Consider the following 19,607-nt stretch of genomic DNA (forward strand, 5'->3'; position numbering starts at 1 on the left):
CGTTTGCCGAGAGCGGCGGCCCCTCCACCAGGAGGAGCCGCCGCTCTCGTGCGTGGGGGCACGCGTCAGCGCACGCGACCGCCGTAGGGCAGCAGGTCGGACCAGTACATCGACTCGACCCGGACCTGGGCCCCGGTGTGCGGGGCGTTGACCATCTTGCCGTTGCCGATGTACATGCCCACGTGGTGGATCGAGGCCGCGTCCTTGCCGAAGAACACGAGGTCGCCGGGCTGGAGCTGGGACAGCGGCAGCCGCTGGGTCTGCGCCCACTGCGAGCCGGAGTAGTGGTCCAGGCGCGAGCCGGCCGCACCCCAGGCGCCCTGCACGAGGCCGGAGCAGTCCCAGCGGTCCGGGCCGGCCCCACCCCAGAGGTACCAGTCGCCCACCTGCGACATGGCGAAGTCGATGGCCTTCTTGGCGCGGGGGTTGGGCGCCCCGACGGAGACGGCGCTGCCGGGGACGTAGCCCGGCACGCGGCGGGAGGCACGGGTCGCGGAGCGCTCCGCCGCCTCGGCTGCGGCGCGGGCCCGGTCGGCGGCCTTGCGGGCCCGGCTCGCCTCGGCCGCCAGCTCCTGGGCGCGAGCCCGGGCCGCGCGAGCCTTGCGGCGGCTGGCGGCGACCGTGGCGGCGTGATCGGTGGCGCCGGCGCCGGTCCCGGCGGCGGTGCGGTCGGCGGCGGCCTCTTGGGCGTCGGCCTCGCGGGCCGCACGGTCGGCGGCGGCCTGGGTCGTGTCGCGGGTCTGCTCCGCCGTGCTGCGGTCGGCAGCGGCACGCAGGGCCGCCGCACGCTCCTTGGCGGCGGTCGCGGCGGCGGCCTCGGCCGCCGCCGCGTCGGCGGACAGGCTCTCGGAGTCGCGCTGCGCGGCCTCGGCGAGGGCAGCGGCCTCGCGGGCGGCGGCGGCGCGCTGGTCCGCCTCGAGGCGCAGGCCCTCCTGGCGGCGGCGCTCCAGGTCGACGGAGGTCTGGTTGAGCCGGGCGAGCGTCGCGAGCGCCTGGTCCTGGGCGGCCTGGGTGGCCTGGGCGGCGGCGACGGCCGCCTGCTCGGCGGCCCCTGCGCGGGTGCGGGCGGCGAGCGCCGCCGTCTCGTCGGCCTTGCGCTGGTCCTGGGCCCGCTGGGCGGCACGACGCAGCTCGGTCGCCCGCGTGAGGTCGCCCGTGGCCTGGCGCACGACGCCGGTCTGCAGCTCGCCGAGCGTGGCGAGGCCGGAGGCACGGTCGAGGACGGCCTGCGGGCCGCCGGGGCTCACGAGCGCCTCGAGACCGTGCAGGTCGTGGCCCGACTCGTAGGTCTCCGCCGCCACGCGACCGAGGTTGACCTTGGCCGTGGCGAGGGCACGCTCGGCGGCGCGCGCCTTGGCGTCCGCGTCCGCGAAGGCCTTGGTGGACGCGTCCAGGCGCACCTTGGCGCCGTTGTACTGCTCGGCGGCCAGCGCGGCCTCGCGCCGGGCCAGCTCGAGGCGGTCGGCCGCGGCGGCATACTGCGCCTGGGCGGTGGCGACCTGGGCCTCCTGGTCGGCGGCGGCCCGGTTGGCCGCGGCCACGTCCTGCTCGGACGGCAGCGACTGCGTGCTGCCGGTGGGGGACGGGGCCGGGTCGGCCGAGGCGGGCGCGACCAGGCCGAGGGTGAGCAGGGCGACCGTCACGCTGACGGACGCGGCGCGTGCGCCGGCCCGTGGGCCGCGACGGACGCGTGGCGTGGACTGCACTGATGTCCCCTCTGGAGCTGTGACCGATCGTGCGCGACGCCCCCCGGGCGACGCGATGGAGAGGGGCCGACCGCGGCTGGCGCGTCGACCCTATGGGTCAAGAGTACGGAGCGAGAGACCGTAGCGGTACGCGGTCCTCGACATCGGGGTGGCCTCACGCTGTGTGACAAGGGACGCAGGAGTGAACATCAGGTGATGCCGGGGAATGACAGGACCGTGTTTCCGCAGGTCACAGCGAGATAACGGGATGCCGCGCAGCGACATAACGAAACGATAACGGACAGGACCGAACGGGTGAAACCCCGGCACGACATACCCCAACGATCCGCACCTATCGCAACTCAGAGTGACGGATGAGCACCGTGCCAGGATGGTCGGGTGACCCCGGCCCACCCCACCCCCCGACGTGCGGGGATGGGGCTCACCCTCGTGCTCGCCGGGCTGTCGATGTTCGGCCCGTTCAGCATCGACACCGCGTTCCCGGCGTTCCAGCAGATGGGGGCCGAGCTCGAGGTGGGCAGCACGGCCATGCAGCAGGTGGTCAGCGTCTACCTGCTGGCCTTCGCGATCATGAGCCTGGTGCACGGCCCGCTGTCGGACGCCGTGGGCCGTCGCCCGGTCATGGTCGCGGGCATCGCCGTCTTCGTGCTGGCGTCCGTCGGGTGCGCCCTGTCCACCAGCCTCCCCGTCCTGCTGGTCTGCCGCGCCCTGCAGGGGTTCTCGGCCGGAGCGGGCCAGATCGTGAGCCGGGCGGTGGTCCGGGACCTGTTCGACGGGCCCGAGGCCCAGCGGCTGATGAGCCACGTGGCGATGATCTTCGGCGTCGCCCCGGCGATCGCCCCGATCATCGGCGGCGCGCTGCTCGGCCTCGGCCGGTGGCCGCTGGTCTTCTGGTTCCTCGCCGCCTTCGGCCTGCTCATGGCCGGCGCGGTGCTGCTGGTGCTGCCCGAGACCCACCCGCCCAAGGCCCGTACTCCCCTGCGCCTCGGCGCGGCCGTCGGCAGCCTGGTGCGGATCGCCCGCGGGGCGGCCTTCTGGCGGATCGCGCTGGCCTGCACCCTGACCTTCGCCGGCCAGTTCCTCTACATCGCCGGCGCGCCGATCTTCGTGGTGGACCTGCTCGGGCTGGGTAGCGGGGACTTCTGGCTCTTCTTCGTCCCGATGATCGGGTGCATGGTGACCGGCGCCTTCGTCAGCGGACGCCTCGCGGGTCGGATCACCGGACGGACCCAGGTCATGGTCGGTATGACGATCGCCCTGGCCTCGGGCGTGCTCACCGTGGTCCTGGCGGCGACGCCATACCCGACCCGTCTGCCCTGGCCCGTGGTCGGCCCCTCGCTGATGGCGCTGGGCGTGGCCATGGCCTTCCCGGTGCTGCAGCTCGCCGTGCTGGACCTCCACCCGGACGCCCGGGGCTCGGCGGCGTCCGCGTCGTCGTTCATACAGCTGGCGTTCAACGCCGCCCTGGCCGGCCTGGTCGTGCCGGTCGCCACCGCGTCGCTGCTGAGCCTCGCCCTGACCAGCCTGCTGCTGCTCGTGCTGGGCACCGGGGTGCTGGGCCTGCACCTGCTGGCCACCCGGCCCCGGGCCGGGCGCGCGCTGCGCACGACCCGGGGTCCCGAGCCGCTGGAGCCGACCGACCGGATGTGAGGCTCAGCCCTTGGCGCCGGCGTCCTTGAGCAGGAAGGTGAGGGTCCTCGGCAGGGCCTCGCGCCAGGCCGTGTAGGTGTGCCCGGCGTTGTCCACGACCATCGGGGTGATGCCGGGCAGGCCCTTGGTGGCGCCGAGGAACTGCTGCGTCAGCTGCCAGCTCTGGGCGTCGGCCGGCGAGGACATCGCCAGCAGCCGGGTGCGGGCCGGCGGGCGGTTGCGCAGCAGCCACGCCACGTCCGAGCGCTGCCGGAGCGCAGGGTCGCGCTGGAGGACGCTCGCGAGGGTGCCGGTCGAGCTGTCCACGGTCGGCGTGAAGTAGCCCTGCAGGGACGCCCCGGAGCCGAACGTCTGCGGCTCGGCGGCGTGGAGCTTGGCCGCGCAGTAGCCGCCGAGCGACCACCCCAGCACCGACCAGCGGGGGCCGGGCTGGACGACGCCCAGCGTGTGCTGCGCCCAGGCGGGCACGTCCCTGGCGAGCCAGGTGTAGGCCTGCGGACCCCCCGGGTAGTCCGTGCACTCCGTGTCCTGCGGGAGCTTGATGTTGACCTCGGGCATGACCGCGACGAACGGCGGGATCTGCTTGGAGCGGATCAGCGGGGCGGCCTTCTGGGCGAACTGCAGGGAGGTCGCCACGTTGTCGACGGGGCCGTAGGCGCCGCCCAGCACGAACACGACGGGCAGGCCCTTGGCGTTGGCGGCGTGCTCGTGGCCCGGGGGCATCCAGACGACGACCTTGGCGGTCGTCCCGGACTGCACGCCGGACACGACGTAGTCGCGGTAGAGCCCGTCGCCCTTGGGCGGCTGGACCTTGCGGGGAGCCCAGCCACGCACCCGGATCTGCTTCAGCTCGTCCGTGGTCATGGCCCCGCCCGAGGCGGGCTGCGCCACGGCGGCGAACGGGTTGTCGTCCTCGGACGCCGCGGCGAGCGAGGACCAGGTGGGGAAGAAGCCGAAGTCCCGGTTGACGACCAGGACGAGCCCCGCGATGGCGAGCACCTGGGACAGCACGATCGACACCGCCACCCCGGCCGAGGCCGCCACGCGGCGCCCCGTCCCCCGCCCTGCCGAGCGGCGGTACCAGCACCGCGACCACCAGTGGGACTGCCAGCGCCAGGCCGATCGTGGCCGCGATGACAAGCCGCGACGTCGGACCCATGTCCCGCCTCCTTCTTGTCTGCTACGCACCGTAGACGCCGACCACGGCCCAGAGGTTGACCATCGATCGGGTGACCGCCCCGTTCACCCGAACAGGTCGCTCTCAGGCGAGCGCGCCCGGGTCTGGTGCCACCTCGCGCAGGCCGGAGGTCGCCGCCGCGATCCGGCGCTCGGTCAGCCCGGGCTCGTGCCGTCCCTCCGCGAGCAGCCGACGGTCGTGCAACGAGCCGAGCAGGCTCTCGCACACCTCCCACGCGTCGCGGCGGGCGAGCAGCGACTCGACGGTCTCGGTGGCCCGGAGGTCGGCGGGGGCCGCGTCGAGATAGGCCCGGACGACCTGCTCGACCCGGCCCCGCCCCAGCCGCACCTGCACGCCCTCGCTCGCGAGCCGCCCCCCGAGGTAGCCGAGATCGCGGGCGGGGTCGTCGATCTCGGCCCACTCCCAGTCGACCAGCCGCGGCTCGCCGTGCTCGACGAGGACGTTGGCCGCGACGAGGTCGCCGTGCACCAGCGCGAACCGGCGGACCGGCTCGAACCACGGCTCGCGCTCGGCCAGGTAGGCGCGCACGCCCGGCAGCAGCGCCAGCACGTCGGGATCGGCCACCACCTGCGGCTGGTGCTCGAGCCACCACCCCAGCCCGGCCTCGAAGGCGCCGACGATGCTGACGGTGCTGCGCTGCGGGTCACCGACCGGTCCGCAGCGCGGGTAGGCCCGGTCGTGCAGGCGCGCGATGGCCTGCGCGAGCCTGGTCAGCAGCTCGTCGTCCCAGTCGTCGGCGTCGGTGAGCACCTCGCCGGGCACCAGCCCGACGACCATGGCCGGCATGCCGAGCCGGTCACCGCTCTCGTCCAGGGCCACCGGCTCGGGGCCCACCCCGTCCGGCAGGAGCTGCAGCACCGTGAACTCGTCACGCATGGCGCGCGGCAGGTCCTCGGTGGGGCGACGCACCACCCGCACCACGACGTCGGTGCCCCGGGTGGCGACGTGCCAGGCGGCATACGACTCTCCCTCCCCCAGCAGGCTCACCCACTCGGGGGCGTGGGGCAGGCCGCACCAGGCCCACTCGCGGTCGAGGGCGGCACGCAGGGCGGTCTCGTCGATCACCGCTCCAGGCTAGGCGGCTCGCCCGTGGTGGGCGGTCCTTGCCAGCCGGTCGCTCCGCGCACCGCACGCGCCCGCGAGGGGCGACGGGCGAGGGGCAGGGCGAGGGGACGCGAATGTCGCTCCCGACGGCGTGTCGTGGACCTTCGCGTCCCCTCGCTGCCGATCGATGCCTGTCGGCGACTGTCGGCGACTGTCGATGCTGGTCGATGCCACCGATGACCCTCGGAGAGCGGCTCAGGCGCGGGACTCCGCGCTGTCGCCCGTCTCGGAGCTGCCGTCTATCAGGGGGACGTCGAGGCGCTCGGCCAGCTCGGCGAAGGTGATGCCGTGGGTCTCGCGCACGACCACGCCACGCTCCTCGAGCAGGAACACGGCCTGGCTGGTGTAGACGCGCCGGACGCACGCCAGCCCCGTCACGGGATAGGTCAGCTCGGGGACGATCTTGGCCGAGCCGTCCTTGGCGAAGAGCGACATCATGACCCAGGTCTGCTTGGCACCGATGGCGAGGTCCATCGCGCCACCGACGGCGGGGATGGCGTCCTTGGCGCCGGTGTGCCAGTTGGCGAGGTCGCCCCCGGCCGAGACCTGGAAGGCCCCCATGACGCAGACGTCCAGGTGACCGCCGCGCATCATCGCGAAGCTGTCGGCGTGGTGGAAGTAGGACGCCCCGGGCAGCTCGGTGACGGCGATCTTGCCGGCGTTGATGAGGTCGACGTCGACGTCCTCGCCGTGCGCCTGCGGGCCCATGCCGAGCATGCCGTTCTCGGTGTGCAGCGTGATCTGCTGCTCCTCGCGCAGGTAGTCGCTGATCAGCGTCGGCTGCCCGATCCCGAGGTTGACGAAGGACCCCGGCTCGATGTCGTGGGCGGCCAGCGCGGCGAGCTCCTGCTTGCTCAGCTCGGCGTCCGTGCTCGCGCTCGCGGTCGCGGTCGCGGTCGCGGTCGCGGTCGTGCGCGTCGGATCCGTCGTCGGCTCGGTCATCGCGGGCCCTCCTTGTCGCTGCTGGCGGTGCGCACCTCGACGACGGTGTCGACGAAGATGCCGGGGGTCACGACGACCTCCGGGTCGATCTCCCCTGTGGGGACGAGCTGCTCGACCTGCACCACGCTGCGGGTGACCGCGGTGCACATGGCCGGCCCGAAGTTGCGGGCGGTCTTGCGATAGACGAGGTTGCCCATCGCGTCGCTGCGCAGCGCCTTGACCAGCGCCACGTCGCCGGTGATCGGCGCCTCGAGGACATACCCGCGGCCGTCGATCACCCGCGTCTCCTTGCCCTCGGCGAGCAGGGTGCCGTATGCCGTGGGCGTGAAGAAGCCACCGATCCCGGCGCCCCCCGCGCGGATCCGCTCCGCGAGGGTGCCCTGCGGCACGACCTCGAGCTCGAGCCGCCCGGCGCGATAGGCCTCGTCGAAGTGCCACGAGTCGCTCTGGCGCGGGAACGAGCAGATCATCTTGGCGACCTGGCCGTTCTTGATCAGGGCGGCCAGGCCCTCGTCGCCATTGCCGGCGTTGTTGTTGACGACGGTGAGGCCGCTGGCCCCGCTGCGGATCAGCGCCTCGATCAGCTCGACCGGCTGCCCGGCGATGCCGAAGCCCCCGATCAGCACGGTGTCACCGTCCTCGACGATGCTGACCGCCTCGTCGACGTCCGCGGCCACGTGCAGCCCGCTCATCGTGCTCCCTCCCTCGTGCCGGTGGTGCCGGCGCTGGCGACGTTCTCGACGACGACGGCGAGCCCCTGGCCGACGCCGATGCAGATCCCGGCCAGGCCGTAGCGCCCACCGGTCGCGGCCAGGCGACGAGCCACCGTGCCGAGCACGCGCAACCCCGATGCGCCGAGGGGGTGGCCGATGGCGATCGCCCCGCCCCAGCGGTTGACGACGTCCACGTCGAGGCCGTCGCGCTCCCACGCGTCCAGGCAGGCCAGGGACTGGGCGGCGAAGGCCTCGTTGAGCTCGACCGCGTCGATGTCGCTCCAGGTCAGGCCCGCGCGGCGCAGCGCCTGCTCCGCCGCCGCGACGGGCGCGTAGCCGAAGTACTGCGGCTCGTTCGCGGCCTCGCCGCGGGAGACGATCTGCGCCAGGGGGTCGCGCCCCAGCAGCTCGGCCGCCCGTTCGGAGCCCACGAACGCGGCGGCCGCCCCGTCGTTGAGGGGCGAGGCGTTGCCCGCGGTGACCGTGCCGCCCTCCGTGCGAAAGACGGTCTTGAGCCCGGCCAGGGTCTCGGGGGTCGAGCCCGGGCGGATGCCCTCGTCCCGCTCGAGGTCCGTCCCGGGCACGGTGACCACGTGGTCGGCATACCGGCCCTCGTCCCAGGCCGCAGCGGCGAGCCGGTGCGACTCGGCGGCGAAGGCGTCCTGCCGCTCGCGCGAGACCCCGTGGAGCTCGGCGAGCTGCTCCGTCGCCTCCCCGAGGCTGACGGTCCACCGGCCAGGCATGCGGGGGTTGACCAGGCGCCACCCGAGAGCGGTGCTCTCGGCGGTGAGGTTGTGGGCGGGGTAGGGCTTGCTGGTCTTGGGCAGCACCCATGGGGCGCGGCTCATCGACTCCACGCCGCCGACGAGGACCAGGTCGGCGTCGCCCGCCATCACCTGCCGCGAGGCGACCATGGCGGCGTCGAGCGACGACCCGCAGAGCCGGTTGACCGTGCTGCCGGGGATCGAGACGGGCAGGCCGGCGAGCAGCGTGGCCATGCGGGCGACGTTGCGGTTCTCCTCGCCGGCGCCGTTGGCGTTGCCGAAGGTCACGGCGTCGATGCGCTCGGGGTCGAGCCCGGGCGAGCGGTCGACCAGGGCGCGCACGACGTGGGCCGCGAGGTCGTCGGGCCGGGTGCCGGCCAGGGCCCCGCCGAACCGCCCGAAGGGCGTCCGGACGGCGTCGTAGAGATAGGTGTCGGTGGTCATGATCGTTCTCCTTCGAACGTCGTCGGTGTCAGCGGCAGAAGGCGAGAAGGGCCTCGGCGGTGCCGGTCGGGTCCTCCACCGGGGCCTGGTGCCCGACCTCGGGCAGGATCACGGCGCGGCCGTCGGCCACCCCGGAGGCGACCTGCTCCGCGGCCGCGGGCGGAACGACCTGGTCGGCGGCCCCGTTGAGCACCAGCACCGGGTCGGTCACCTCGCCCAGCCGGTCGCTCAGGTCGTATGCCGCGAGCGCCTCGCAGCACGCCGCATAGCCCTCGTCGTCGACCTCGTGCGCGAGGTCGTGCAGCAGGCCCCCCGCGACCTGCGCCTCACGATCGGCGAAGCCGGGCGCGAACCACCGCGCCGCCGAGCCCTCGACGAGCGCCGGCGTCCCCTGGGCGCGGACCGTGACCGCTCGCTGCGTCCACGCCTCGGGGGTGCCGAGCACCGCGGCGGAGCACACCAGGGCGACGGCGGCGAACGCGCCCGGGTGGTCGGCGGCGGCCTGCAGGCCGGTCGCCCCGCCGAGGCTCACGCCCGCGTAGTACGCCGGCAGGCCGGGGGTGCCGCGACGGGCGGCCAGCTCGACCACGGCGCTCGCGAGGTCGGCGACCGTGAACGACCCGGCCGAGCCGTCGTGGTGCGTCCGGCCGTGACCGGGCAGGTCCCACCCGAGGACGTGGTAGCGGTCACCCAGCAAGGGAAGGACGGGGGCCCACAGCCGCTCGACGGCCACGCCGAGGGAGGAGCCGAGGACGAGCAGGGGCTTGGGCTGCCCGGCGGCACCGGACGAGGACAGCGGGACGACGGTGACGGGCACGCGCACGGCGGGGCTCCTGGTGGTCGGGGTGGCACCAGCCTAGGCCGTGTTCGCAGGATGCACGCCCGTTCGCTATGCGAACCGCGTCAGGCGCTGATGCAGCTCCTATCGCGTCCGGCGGCCTTGGCGGCATACAGGGAGGCGTCGGCGCGCCCGATGACGTCCTCGGCGGTGTCCCCGGCCCGCAGGCTCGTGATCCCCGCCGAGAAGGTCTGGCCGCGCGGCGTCGCGCGGCGCATCCGCTGCAGGACCGCGCGGGTCTCGGCCACGGTGCCCTCGGGCATGATGACGACGAACTCCTCACCGCCGTAGCGGAAGAGCATGTCTCCCGGGCCGATCACCGACGCCCAGGACAGGCCGGCGGCCCGGAGCAGGCGGTCGCCCTGGAGGTGCCCGTGGGTGTCGTTGAAGCTCTTGAAGTGGTCCAGGTCGAGCAGGGCCACGGTGAGGCCGGCGAGACGCCCCTGCTCCACCTGCCCAATGCTGTCGTGCAGCAGCCGCATCCCCGCCCGCCGGTTGGGGAGCTGGGTGAGCTCGTCGGTGCGCGCGGTCTGCTCGAGCTCGTTGGCCTGCCTCTCGAGGCGGCGCACGAGGATCAGGACGCGTACGCAGACGAGGACGACCATCACCGCGGTGCCCACGAGCGACAGCACGACCGACGAGGGCGTCGACGGGGCGCGGCCGACCATGGTCTGCACCGCGATGGTCATCATCGGCGCCACCAGGGCCCCCACCATCATCAGCACCCCGGAGCGCGACACCCGCGAGCTGGGCTCGCGCACCGGGCGGCCGGACAGGACGGCGGCGGCGGCGAGGAGCACGGACTGCACCATCCACAGCGCCGGGGGCCAGTACCACGTGTCCGTGAGGCCCACCACGAAGTAGCCGAACCAGATGTCGGCGACGACGTCGACCATGGCCGACAGCGCCAGCGCGCGCGTGCACCACTCGTGCGCGGACCGGGCGCTCAGCACCGCCACGGCGCCGGCGATCGCGAGCACATCGCACAGCGGGTAGGAGCTCACCAGCAGGGATCGCAGGTCGCTGCCCCCCGGGGCGAGCAGGATCTGCTGGCCGATGAGCAGCCACCACACGACCGACAGGCTCACGGCGCACAGCACCACGTCGAGGACGACCGCCGCTCCGGCGACGATTCCCTCCCGGCGCGCCATGCCCACGAGGGCGGCGAACAGGCACAGGTAGGACAGGATCCCGACGAGCGAGGTGGAGGACCAGCTGTCCAGGCTGACGGACCGGACGGCCTGGACGGCGACCACGACGTCGCCCACCAGCCACAGCAGCATCGCCGCGAGCAGCAGTCGCCGCTCGCCCCGGAATGCCGGTCGGGTGCGCGCGACCCCGTAGGCGAACACGGCCGTGGACAGCACCCGCGAACCGACGTAGGCGGCCCCCTGGGCCTCCGGGGTCCCGACGACCCAGTAGATCCCCTGCGCGACGACGAGCACGAGGGCCAGCAGGCCCAGGGCGAGCGCGTCCTGCCGTCGCCGGCGCAGGCTCCCGGCGCGCTCGTAGGAGCTGGGGCCGACCTCGACGCGGGCGCTCACGCGATCACCATCGTGCGGGCGCGGCCCGCCTCCTTGGCGGCGTAGAGCGAGACGTCGGTGCGCGCGAGAAGCGTCTCGGACGAGTCGCCGTCGGACCAGGCGGCCAGCCCCGCGGAGAAGGTCTGGTCGTCCGGGGTCGCCGCGCGCATCCGGGCGAGGATCTTTTCGGCGTCGGCGACGGACCGGTTGGGCAGGATCACGACGAACTCCTCGCCGCCATAGCGATAGATCGACCCGTCGTCGTCCAGCACCTGGATCCAGGCGCGGGCGGACGCCCGCAGGATGCGGTCACCCTGCAGGTGGCCATGGGCATCGTTGAAGCTCTTGAAATTGTCCAGGTCGAGCATCCCCACGGTGAGGCGGGCGCCCACCCCGGTCATGGCGGCGGCGATCGCCTCGTCCATCAGGCGCAGTCCGGCCCGCCGGTTGGCCAGGCCCGTCAGCTCGTCGGTGCGGGCGGTCCGGGCCAGCTGGTCGGACTGTTTCTCGATCCTGCGCACGAGCACCAGCACCCGGGTGGCGGCGATGAGCAGCAGCAGCAGGGTCCCCGCGAGGGTCGCGAGCACGGCCGAGGCATGCGTGTGCCGCCCGAGCGCGGACAGGACGGCCAGCACGGTGGCGGGTCCGACGAGGGCCGACACGACGAGCAGCACCCCAGCGACCGAGACCCGCGAGGCCAGCTCCCGGCCTGGTCGCCGACCGAGGACCGACGCCGTCGCGAGCAGGGTGCTCTGCACCATCCACAGCGCGTACACCCAGCGGTTGTTGGGCATCTCGCCGCTGACGTAGAGGCCGAAGCCGACGTCCGCGACGGCCCCCACCAGCATCCCCAGCACGAGCAGCCGATAGGAGATGGCATGGGCCGAGCGGGAGCTGAGCAGCACCGCGGCCGCCGCCACGATCAGGCTGTCCCCGAGCGGATAGGCGGCGGCGAGCAGGGTCGTCGAGCGGGCCTGGTCGGGGTGCGAGAAGAGCTCTTGGCCGACGAGCAGCCACCAGCAGATCGCCAGGCTCACCACGCACGCCATCGAGTCCAGCCACAGCGCCGACCCCCGCACGAAGCCGTCCTTGCAGGCGAGGCGCACCACGCCGGCGCACATGAGCACGAAACCAGCCATGTCGAAGACCCCGGCGGGCGTCCAGTCGCCATACTCACCGAGGACGGCGATGCGCACGGCCACGGCCACCTCGGCCAGGGCCCAGACGACCATGCCGGCCAGCATCAGCCCCCAGTCCCGCCGGAATCCCGGACGGGCACGGGCGACGCCCCAGGCGAAGGTCACCACCGCGGCGACCCGCATGACGATGAAGGACACGCTCGCGACCCTTTCGTCGGAGGTCCAGTAGACGAGCTGCAGCAGCACGAACAGAGATCCGAGGACGACGAGGACCCGGTCGTCCTGTCGGAACGACCGGGACTCGGGGTCGCCGTCAGTGGTGGGCCCTGGCGGGTTGCCGGCCATGGGCTCGCGCATGCCGCTCATCCTAGGTAGCCCACCGTGATCGCGCAGGCACGCTGAGGTGATTCACAGCAAAGAAGCGGTCACTGCGGTGAGGTGCGGCACAACAGCGAGGCCCCCGACCGGAGTCGGGGGCCTAGTCTGAGCCGCTTGTCGGAATCGAACCGACGACCTATTCATTACGAGTGAATCGCTCTGGCCGACTGAGCTAAAGCGGCAGGAACGTCAGCGGGCCGACGCTCGGCGCCCCACTATACAGGCCGGGCAGGCGCCGACCGAATCCGTCGAGCCAGCTCAGCACTTCGCGCCGTCGGCCGGCACCTTGCCCTTGACGAGGTAGTCGTCGACGAGACGGTCGAGGCAGTTGTTGCCCTGCTGGTATGCCGTGTGGCCGTCGCCGTCCCGCGTCACCAGCACGCCCTTGTCGAGCTCCTTGGCGAGCGCCACGGAGTTCTCGTACGGCGTGGCGGGGTCGCGCGTCGTCCCGAGGACGAGGATGGGACCGGATCCGTTGGCGCTGATGGGGGCGGCCTTGCCGGTGGCCGGCACCGGCCAGACGCCGCACACCGCATCGCCCCACGCCATGAAGCGGCCCCAGGTCGGCGCGACGGCAAGGAAATCCTTCTCGTCCGCGGCGTACCGTGCCGCGTCCCCCGGCACGGGACGGTCCAGGCAGTTGACGGCGTTGATGGCCTGCAGCATGTTGCCGTTGTAGCTGCCGTCCGCCTGACGGTCGGCGTACTGCGTCGCGAGGCGCATGAGCCCGGAGCCGTCACCGCCCTTGGCCGCGCGCAGCGCACCGTCGAGCTCCGGCCACAGCTGGTCGGAGTACATCGGCAGCGCCAGGCCCATCGAGGCCCACCCCTCGGTCAAGGTGCCGGTGCCGACGCCGGGCGCGGGCAGCGGCTTGGCATCGATCTGCTTGAGCAGGTCGGCGAGACCCTTCATCACCTCGTCCACCGAGCCGCCGACCGGACAGCTGCCGGTGTCGACACAGTGCTGCGCGTAGGCCCGGGTGGCGCGCTCGAACCCGGTGGCCTGCCCCAGGGCGGATTGCTTGCCGTCCTGCGCGGGGTCGATGACGCCGTCGAGCACCATCTGCCCCACGTGCTGGGGGAAGAGCCCGGCATACGTGGCGCCGAGGAAGGTCCCGTAGGACGCCCCGAAGTAGTTGAGCCGCTGGTCGCCGAGGGTGGCCCGCAGCACGTCCATGTCCTTGGCCGCCTCGACGGTGGACACGTGGGCGAGCAGATCGCCCGTGCGCTGCTTGCAGGCCTCGCCGAAGGCCTTGTTGGCGGCCATGAGCTGGCCCTGCTCGGCGGGGGTGTCCGGGGTCGGGTCGCCGCCGAGCAGGTCGTCCATCTGCCGGGGGTCCAGGCAGGTGACCGGCTGGGACTTGGCGACGCCGCGCGGGTCGAAGCCCACGACGTCGAAGCGTCGCTGGACGTTGCCGGCCAGCGTCGGGGCGAACCAGTCGACCATGTCGACCCCGGAGGCGCCAGGGCCCCCCGGGTTGAGCACGAGGGACCCGGTGCGCGAGCTCGACGAGGACTTCTGCCGCTTGAGCGCGAGCCGCAGCGTCGCGCCGTCGGGCTTGTCGTAGTCCACGGGCACGGTCAGCCAGCTGCACTCGAACCGGCCGCACAGCTCCCACGTCAGCTGCTGGCCGTAGTACTTCGCGAGGTCAGGGGCGTGCGAGGCGGTGGCCGTGCTCGTGGCGCTCGACCCGCTCGACCCGGTCGCGGAGGAACCGCTCGGGCTCGCGCTGCTCGGGCTGGTGGTTGCGCTCGTGCCCCCGGTCCCCGGGATGGCGCAGGCCCCGAGCAGCAGGGAGGCCGCCGCGATGGACGTGGCGGAGCGTGCGGTGCGCGACCGGCGCAGCGAGGTCATGCGGGGCCTTTCGGGGACGAGGACGTATGCCGGGAGAGGGCCGGCGTCGTCGAGGCCCCCTGTCTCTCCCCCACGGTAGCCGTCTCGCCTGGGAGGGACGGAACTGTCAGCGCGGCAGTCTCAAGGACAGACACATGGCCTCGAGCGCGAGCAGCGGCGCCACGTTGCGGTCGATCCGCTCCCTCGCTGTGCCGATCGCGTCGATCGCGTGCAGGAGGCCTTCGGGTGTGAAGGCCTGCGCCACCTGCGAGACCAACGGCCCCAGCTCGGTGTTGACCAGGGGGACTGGCGTGCCGAGCCGCAGCACCAGCGCGTCGCGATAGACGCTCATCAGGTCGACGAGCGAGCGGTCCACGACGTCGCGGGCGAAGCGGGTGGCCCGCTGCTTCTGCTCGCGCTCGAGGGCGGCCACCGCGGAGCGCACGTGCGGGGGCTGGGTGCGCGAGGCGGGGTCGGCCCCGAGCCGCTCGAGCAGCTGGCGGCGCTCGGCGGCGTCGCGGTCGGCGCTGGAGGCCCCCGACTCCTCGTCCGCGATCGAGGCGAGGTCCGCCGCCGCATCGATGGCGTCACCCACCCGGCGGATCCGCCCCGCGATGGAGACGGTCGTGTGCCGGCGCTCGCGGGCGCCGTCGTCGGTGGCGAGCCGCTTGGCGATCCCGATGTGGCTCTGGGCCGCGCGGGCGGCATACGCGGCCATGGCCGGGTCGATGCCGTCGCGGCGCACGAGCAGCTCCGCCACGGCATCGACGGGAGGGGTCCGCAGGCGCACGTGCCGCGATCGCGAGCGCACCGTGATGATCACGTCGTCGAGCGACGGCGCGCACAGCAGCCAGACGGTGCGCGACACCGGCTCCTCGATGACCTTGAGCAGCGCGTTGGCGGCCTGCTCGGTCAGGCGGTCGGCGTCCTCGATCACGATGACGCGGTAGCGGCCGACGGAGGGGCGGGTCGACCCGAGCCGCACCAGCTCGCGCGCCTGCTCGACGCCGATGGACAGTCCCGAGGTCGCGACCAGGGAGACGTCGGCGTGGGTGCCGTCCATGGCGGTGCGGCACTCCAGGCAGGACCCGCAGCCGCCCTCGGGGCACTGCAGGGCAGCGGCGAAGCTGCGGGCGGCCACCGAGCGGCCCGACCCGGGCGGGCCGGTGAGCAGCCAGGCGTGGGTCATGGCGTCGGGGTCGGCCACCGCCCGGCTGAGGGTGGTCACCGCCTCGGGCTGCCCGACGGTCTGCTCCCAGACGCCGGGGGCGGTCACGAGAGCACCTCCGCCAGGCGACCGCGCACGAGGGCGTGGATCTCGGCGGGTGCCAGGGTGGCGTCCACGACGAGGTAGCGCCCGGGCTCCGCGGCGGCGAGGTCCAGGAACCCGGACCGCACCCGGTGGTGGAAGTCGTCGGGCTCGGACTCGAGCCGGTCGTGCTCGTCGCCCCGCCGCTCGCGACCGGTGCCCGCCTCGACGTCGAGCAGCACGGTGAGGTCGGGCAGCAGCCCCTCGACCGCCCACAGCGACAGCTGCCGCACCTCCTCGCCCGCCAGGTCGCGCCCCGCGCCCTGGTAGGCCACCGACGAGTCGAGGTAGCGGTCGGTCACCACGACCTCGCCGCGGGCGAGGGCGGGCCGCACCACCGCGTGCACGTGGTGGGCCCGGTCGGCGGCGAAGAGCAGCGCCTCGGCCCGCGGCGACACGTCGTCCCCGTGGAGGAGCAGCCGCCGGATCTCGGCGCCGAGCTCGGAGCCCCCGGGCTCGCGCGTCAGCAGGACCGTGCGCCCCTGGGCCTCCAGCCACTCCTGCAGCAGCCGAGCCTGCGTCGACTTGCCCGCACCGTCGCCGCCCTCGAGGGCCACGAACACCCCGCGCCCACCCTGTCCCATCGTCACGTGCTCGAGCCTAGAGCAGGGCGCCGACAGGGGGTCTGCCCGGCGCCCGGCTCGGTGACGCTGCGTGCCCGAGCGGCACCTCGCGGACACGGTCCGCCCCCTCCGGCGTCGCTTCCCGGTCACGGGGCAACAACGGTCGTCTCCCGGCCATACCCTGGACCCGTGACGCAGGGGGACCAGGGGCAGACGAGGGGCGGGCGCGCCGAGGCCGACACGCTGGCTGCGGTCGCCCGCCTCGCCGAGGCCCTGCCCGCCGACGCCCGGCGCGAGCAGCTCGTGCAGGCGCTCCGACATCACCTGCCCCGCGTCATCGGCGCTGAGCGGATCGAGCTGGGGCTGGTCACCGGGTCCGACGGCCACGTCGAGTGCCACGTCTTCGCCGGCACCCTGCCGGGCGAGCCAACCGTCCACCAGCGCCCCGTGACCACCGGCTGCTTCGTCCGCGTCCTGCGGTCGCGGACCCAGCTGATCCCCGACCTGCGGGAGGCGGACGACCCCGAGCTGCAGCCACTCGTCGAGGCGAGGCTGCGCCAGCGTCTGGTCCTCGCCGTGCACGCCGGCACAGCCACGATCGGCGTGCTGGCGGTGACCAGCGCTTCCGCCATACGACCCGAGACGATCCAGGCAGCCACACTGGTGGCGGCCGTCCTCTCCGCCCGGGGCACCCAGCTCTCGGGCCTGGCGGCCCCGGACTCCCTGCTCACGCTCGAGGCGCAGCTGGCCGACCTGCGATCGACCAACCAGACCCTCCAGCGCACCGACGCCCTGACCCGGCTGCCCAACCGCGCGGCCGCCTTCGAGGCGATCGGCCGGGCCCGCGCGGGCGAGCCGGCGGACGGCGCCTTCGCCTACATCGACGTCGACCATCTCAAGATGACCAACGACCGGCTCGGCCACGGGTCCGGCGACGAGGTGCTCCGCGGGGTGGCCGACCGTCTGCTCCGGCTGAGCGGGCCGACGCCGGTCGCCGTCTTCCGCGTCGGCGGGGACGAGTTCGGGGCGCTGAGCCGGGGCACGGTCCAGGAGCTGCGAGCCGCGCTCGAGGAGCTGTCCGTCGACCTGGCCCGCGACCCGCTGCGCATCGACGGGCGCGAGGTGCCCGTCGCGTTCTCCGCCGGCGTCTATGCCATCTCCGGTCACGACCAGGGCATCGAGGAGATCGTCTCCCGCGCCGAGTCCGCGGCCCACGAGGCCAAGCGCAGCGGTCGCGGACGGGTCCTCGTCCACGTGCCCGGCGACCCGGGACGCGCCGACACCCACCACGAGCGGCTGCAGATGGACGAGGTGCGTTCCGCGGTGCTCACCGGGCGTCTGTCGATGGTGGCCCAGCCCATCCGCAGCGTCGTGCAGGGCGTCGAGGCCCCCATGGACGCCGAGGTCCTCGTCCGGCTGGCCGACGAGGCCGGACGCACCCTGCTGCCCGACGACTTCGTGGCCCTGGCCGAGCAATATGACGTCGTCAACGCCCTCGACCGCGCCGTCCTGTCCCGCGTGGTCGAGACCCTCGCCGACGGGGCCCCGCAGCGTCGCGTCTCCTGCAACGTCAGCCCGCACAGCCTGCTCGACCCCACCTTCGTCGACTGGGCCGACGACCTGATCCGCGGCAGCGGCCAGGGCCGCCGTCTGGTGCTCGAGCTGACCGAGCGGCTGCCCATCGGCACGGTCGAGGAGGTGCGGTCCGGCATGGTCCACCTCGGCGACGCCGGCGTGCGCTTCGCCCTCGACGACTTCGGGGCGGGCACGACCAGCTATGGCAACCTGCGCGTCCTGCCCATCGACGTCCTCAAGATCGACGGCGTGCTCGTGCGCGGGTGCCTCACCAGCACCGTCGACCACGCGATGCTGCGCTCGGCCGTCGAGGTGGCCGACGCGCTCGGCATACGGTCCGTCGCCGAGGGGGTGGAGACCGCCGAGCAGCTGTCCGCCGTCGTCGAGCTGGGGGCGCACGCCGTGCAGGGCTACTACTTCGGCCAGCCCCTCCCCTGGCCGGCGGTCTGAGGCAGGCGGCCTGAGGCAGGCGGCCGACCGCCAGGCGAGATCGGCCAGGTGGCACGGCGATTGACCCCCGCCGGCGGGGGCGCATGTGGTTGTCTTGTGGACAAACCCCCCACCTCCCCCCTTCCCTCACAGGAGCCTCCCCCATGGCCACACGTCACCCCTCCGACTCGGACGAGTCCCGCACGACCGACGAGGAGCGCCCGGTCGGCGCCCGCACGCACGACGACCCCGACGGGCACGGCAAGCCCGACGAGATGGACGACCTGCCCGGCGCCAACTGGAAGTACGCCTTCAAGCGCACGACCAAGGAGTTCACCCGGGACCAGTGCACCGACCTCGCGGCCGCCCTGACCTACTACGCCGTGCTGTCGCTGTTCCCGGCCGTCCTGGCGCTGATCTCCCTGCTCGGCCTCTTCGGCCAGGATCCGGGCACCGTCGACAAGATGCTGGACGGCGTCCGCCAGCTCTCGCCGCAGGCCGTCGACACCGTCGGCCCGATCATCAAGGAGATCTCCGGCTCCCAGGCGTCCGGCGTCGCCCTGGTCGTCGGTCTGCTCACCGCGCTGTGGTCGGCCTCCGGCTACATCGGCGCCTTCGGCCGCGCGATGAACCGCATCTACGACGTGCAGGAAGGGCGCCCCTTCCTCAAGCTGCGACCGCTGCAGCTGCTCATCACCCTGATCACGCTGACCCTGGTCGCCCTCGCCGGCATCATGCTGGTCGTCAGCGGCGGCATCGCGCAGTGGGTCGGCGGACTCATCGGCCTCGGCGACACCGCCGTGACGGTGTGGAACATCGCGAAGTGGCCCGTCATCGGCCTGATCGTCATCCTGGTCATCGCGCTGCTCTACTACGCGACCCCCAACGTCAAGCAGCCGAAGTTCAAGTGGTTCAGCCCCGGCGCGGCCCTGGCCTTCGTCACCTGGATCCTGGCGTCCGTCGCCTTCGGCTTCTACGTGTCCAACTTCGGGTCCTACAACAAGACCTACGGCTCGATCGCGGGTGTGGTCGTCTTCCTCCTGTGGCTGTGGATCACCAACCTGGCGCTGCTCTTCGGTGCGGAGTTCGACTCCGAGGTCGAGCGCTCCCGGCAGCTCGCCGCGGGCATGCCCGCCGAGGACCAGGTGCTCCTGCCGCCACGCGACGACAAGGGGATCAAGAAGCAGGAGAAGACCCTCGACGAGCTCAAGCTCGAGGCGTCCGACCTGCGCCGCGAGGGCCGGCGCGACTGACCCGCGCCTCCCCTCTCTGACGAAGATCGTGAGTGCTTGGTCCAAGATTCTTGGACCAGACACTCACGATCTTGCTTGTGGGGCCGTATGACGCCCCGCCGAACCGCCCGGAACGACATGAATCGAGTCCCCAGCTCACTTCAGGTCGCCCACGACCCCCCACGGGGTCCCCAGACGACACGACTCGAGCCCGCAGCTCAGTTCAGGTCGCCTGCGACGCGCCAGACGGCCCCCAGACGACACGAC

Annotated in this window: 15 protein-coding genes and 1 tRNA gene; 3 read left to right on the forward strand and 13 right to left on the reverse strand. The window is 73.3% G+C overall.

All coding sequences use genetic code 11. The features are described 5' to 3' along the window. Positions 1-65 precede the first annotated feature (65 nt). A complete protein-coding gene (locus K313_RS24735; protein WP_029212527.1) occupies positions 66-1,706 on the reverse strand; it encodes a C40 family peptidase in 1,641 nt (546 codons plus the stop codon). Between the two features lie 378 nt (positions 1,707-2,084). On the opposite strand from K313_RS24735, the gene K313_RS0116390 reads away from it, so the two are divergent. Next, entirely contained in the window at positions 2,085-3,356 is a 1,272-nt protein-coding gene (locus K313_RS0116390; RefSeq protein ID WP_029212528.1) for a multidrug effflux MFS transporter, read from the forward strand. A gap of 3 nt (positions 3,357-3,359) precedes the next feature. On the opposite strand, the gene K313_RS0116395 is transcribed toward K313_RS0116390, so the two are convergent. The 12 genes from K313_RS0116395 to tmk all read right to left on the reverse strand — a co-directional run bounded on the left by K313_RS0116395 (position 3,360) and on the right by tmk (position 16,125). Beyond that, entirely contained in the window at positions 3,360-4,400 is a 1,041-nt protein-coding gene (locus K313_RS0116395; protein ID WP_029212529.1) for an alpha/beta hydrolase, read from the reverse strand. Between the two features lie 217 nt (positions 4,401-4,617). Then, on the reverse strand, positions 4,618-5,619 hold the full coding sequence (locus K313_RS0116400; protein WP_029212530.1) for a phosphotransferase family protein: 1,002 nt from the start codon (positions 5,617-5,619) through the stop codon (positions 4,618-4,620). 234 nt (positions 5,620-5,853) lie between these two features. Next, positions 5,854-6,600 (reverse strand): 3-oxoacid CoA-transferase subunit B, encoded by a 747-nt coding sequence (locus tag K313_RS0116405; protein ID WP_029212531.1) that lies wholly within the window; start codon positions 6,598-6,600, stop codon positions 5,854-5,856. Then, complete coding sequence (locus tag K313_RS0116410; protein ID WP_034253782.1) at positions 6,597-7,292, reverse strand: 3-oxoacid CoA-transferase subunit A; 696 nt, start codon at positions 7,290-7,292, stop codon at positions 6,597-6,599. The genes K313_RS0116405 and K313_RS0116410 overlap by 4 nt, the downstream gene beginning before the upstream one ends. Next, a complete protein-coding gene (locus K313_RS0116415) occupies positions 7,289-8,521 on the reverse strand; it encodes a thiolase family protein (protein WP_029212533.1) in 1,233 nt (410 codons plus the stop codon). Before K313_RS0116415 ends, K313_RS0116410 begins: the two co-directional genes overlap by 4 nt. A 28-nt stretch (positions 8,522-8,549) precedes the next feature. Further along, positions 8,550-9,344 (reverse strand): alpha/beta fold hydrolase, encoded by a 795-nt coding sequence (locus tag K313_RS0116420; RefSeq protein ID WP_029212534.1) that lies wholly within the window; start codon positions 9,342-9,344, stop codon positions 8,550-8,552. A gap of 80 nt (positions 9,345-9,424) precedes the next feature. Then, positions 9,425-10,903, reverse strand: a complete 1,479-nt coding sequence (locus K313_RS22645; protein ID WP_029212535.1) for a GGDEF domain-containing protein — start codon at positions 10,901-10,903, stop codon at positions 9,425-9,427. Continuing rightward, positions 10,900-12,378 carry a GGDEF domain-containing protein gene (locus tag K313_RS22650; RefSeq protein ID WP_029212536.1) on the reverse strand — a complete coding sequence of 493 codons (1,479 nt, stop codon included), beginning with the start codon at positions 12,376-12,378 and terminating at the stop codon, positions 10,900-10,902. The genes K313_RS22645 and K313_RS22650 overlap by 4 nt, the downstream gene beginning before the upstream one ends. Before the next feature lie 129 nt (positions 12,379-12,507). Further along, a tRNA-Thr gene (locus tag K313_RS0116435) sits at positions 12,508-12,581 on the reverse strand. A 76-nt stretch (positions 12,582-12,657) separates the two neighbouring features. Beyond that, a complete protein-coding gene (locus K313_RS0116440; protein WP_029212537.1) occupies positions 12,658-14,253 on the reverse strand; it encodes an alpha/beta hydrolase in 1,596 nt (531 codons plus the stop codon). Between the two features lie 106 nt (positions 14,254-14,359). Then, positions 14,360-15,508: a DNA polymerase III subunit delta' gene (locus K313_RS0116445; protein WP_029212538.1), complete on the reverse strand. Its 1,149-nt coding sequence runs from the start codon at positions 15,506-15,508 to the stop codon at positions 14,360-14,362. Beyond that, positions 15,505-16,125, reverse strand: a complete 621-nt coding sequence (gene tmk / locus K313_RS0116450; RefSeq protein ID WP_029212539.1) for a dTMP kinase — start codon at positions 16,123-16,125, stop codon at positions 15,505-15,507. The genes K313_RS0116445 and tmk overlap by 4 nt, the downstream gene beginning before the upstream one ends. Before the next feature lie 168 nt (positions 16,126-16,293). Between tmk and K313_RS0116455 the strand changes: the two genes are divergently transcribed. Further along, positions 16,294-18,129 carry a bifunctional diguanylate cyclase/phosphodiesterase gene (locus K313_RS0116455; RefSeq protein ID WP_029212540.1) on the forward strand — a complete coding sequence of 612 codons (1,836 nt, stop codon included), beginning with the start codon at positions 16,294-16,296 and terminating at the stop codon, positions 18,127-18,129. A 143-nt stretch (positions 18,130-18,272) separates the two neighbouring features. Next, positions 18,273-19,361 carry a YihY/virulence factor BrkB family protein gene (locus K313_RS0116460; RefSeq protein ID WP_029212541.1) on the forward strand — a complete coding sequence of 363 codons (1,089 nt, stop codon included), beginning with the start codon at positions 18,273-18,275 and terminating at the stop codon, positions 19,359-19,361. Positions 19,362-19,607 lie beyond the last annotated feature (246 nt).

This window comes from Arsenicicoccus bolidensis DSM 15745 (assembly GCF_000426385.1).
GTDB lineage: Bacteria > Actinomycetota > Actinomycetes > Actinomycetales > Dermatophilaceae > Arsenicicoccus > Arsenicicoccus bolidensis.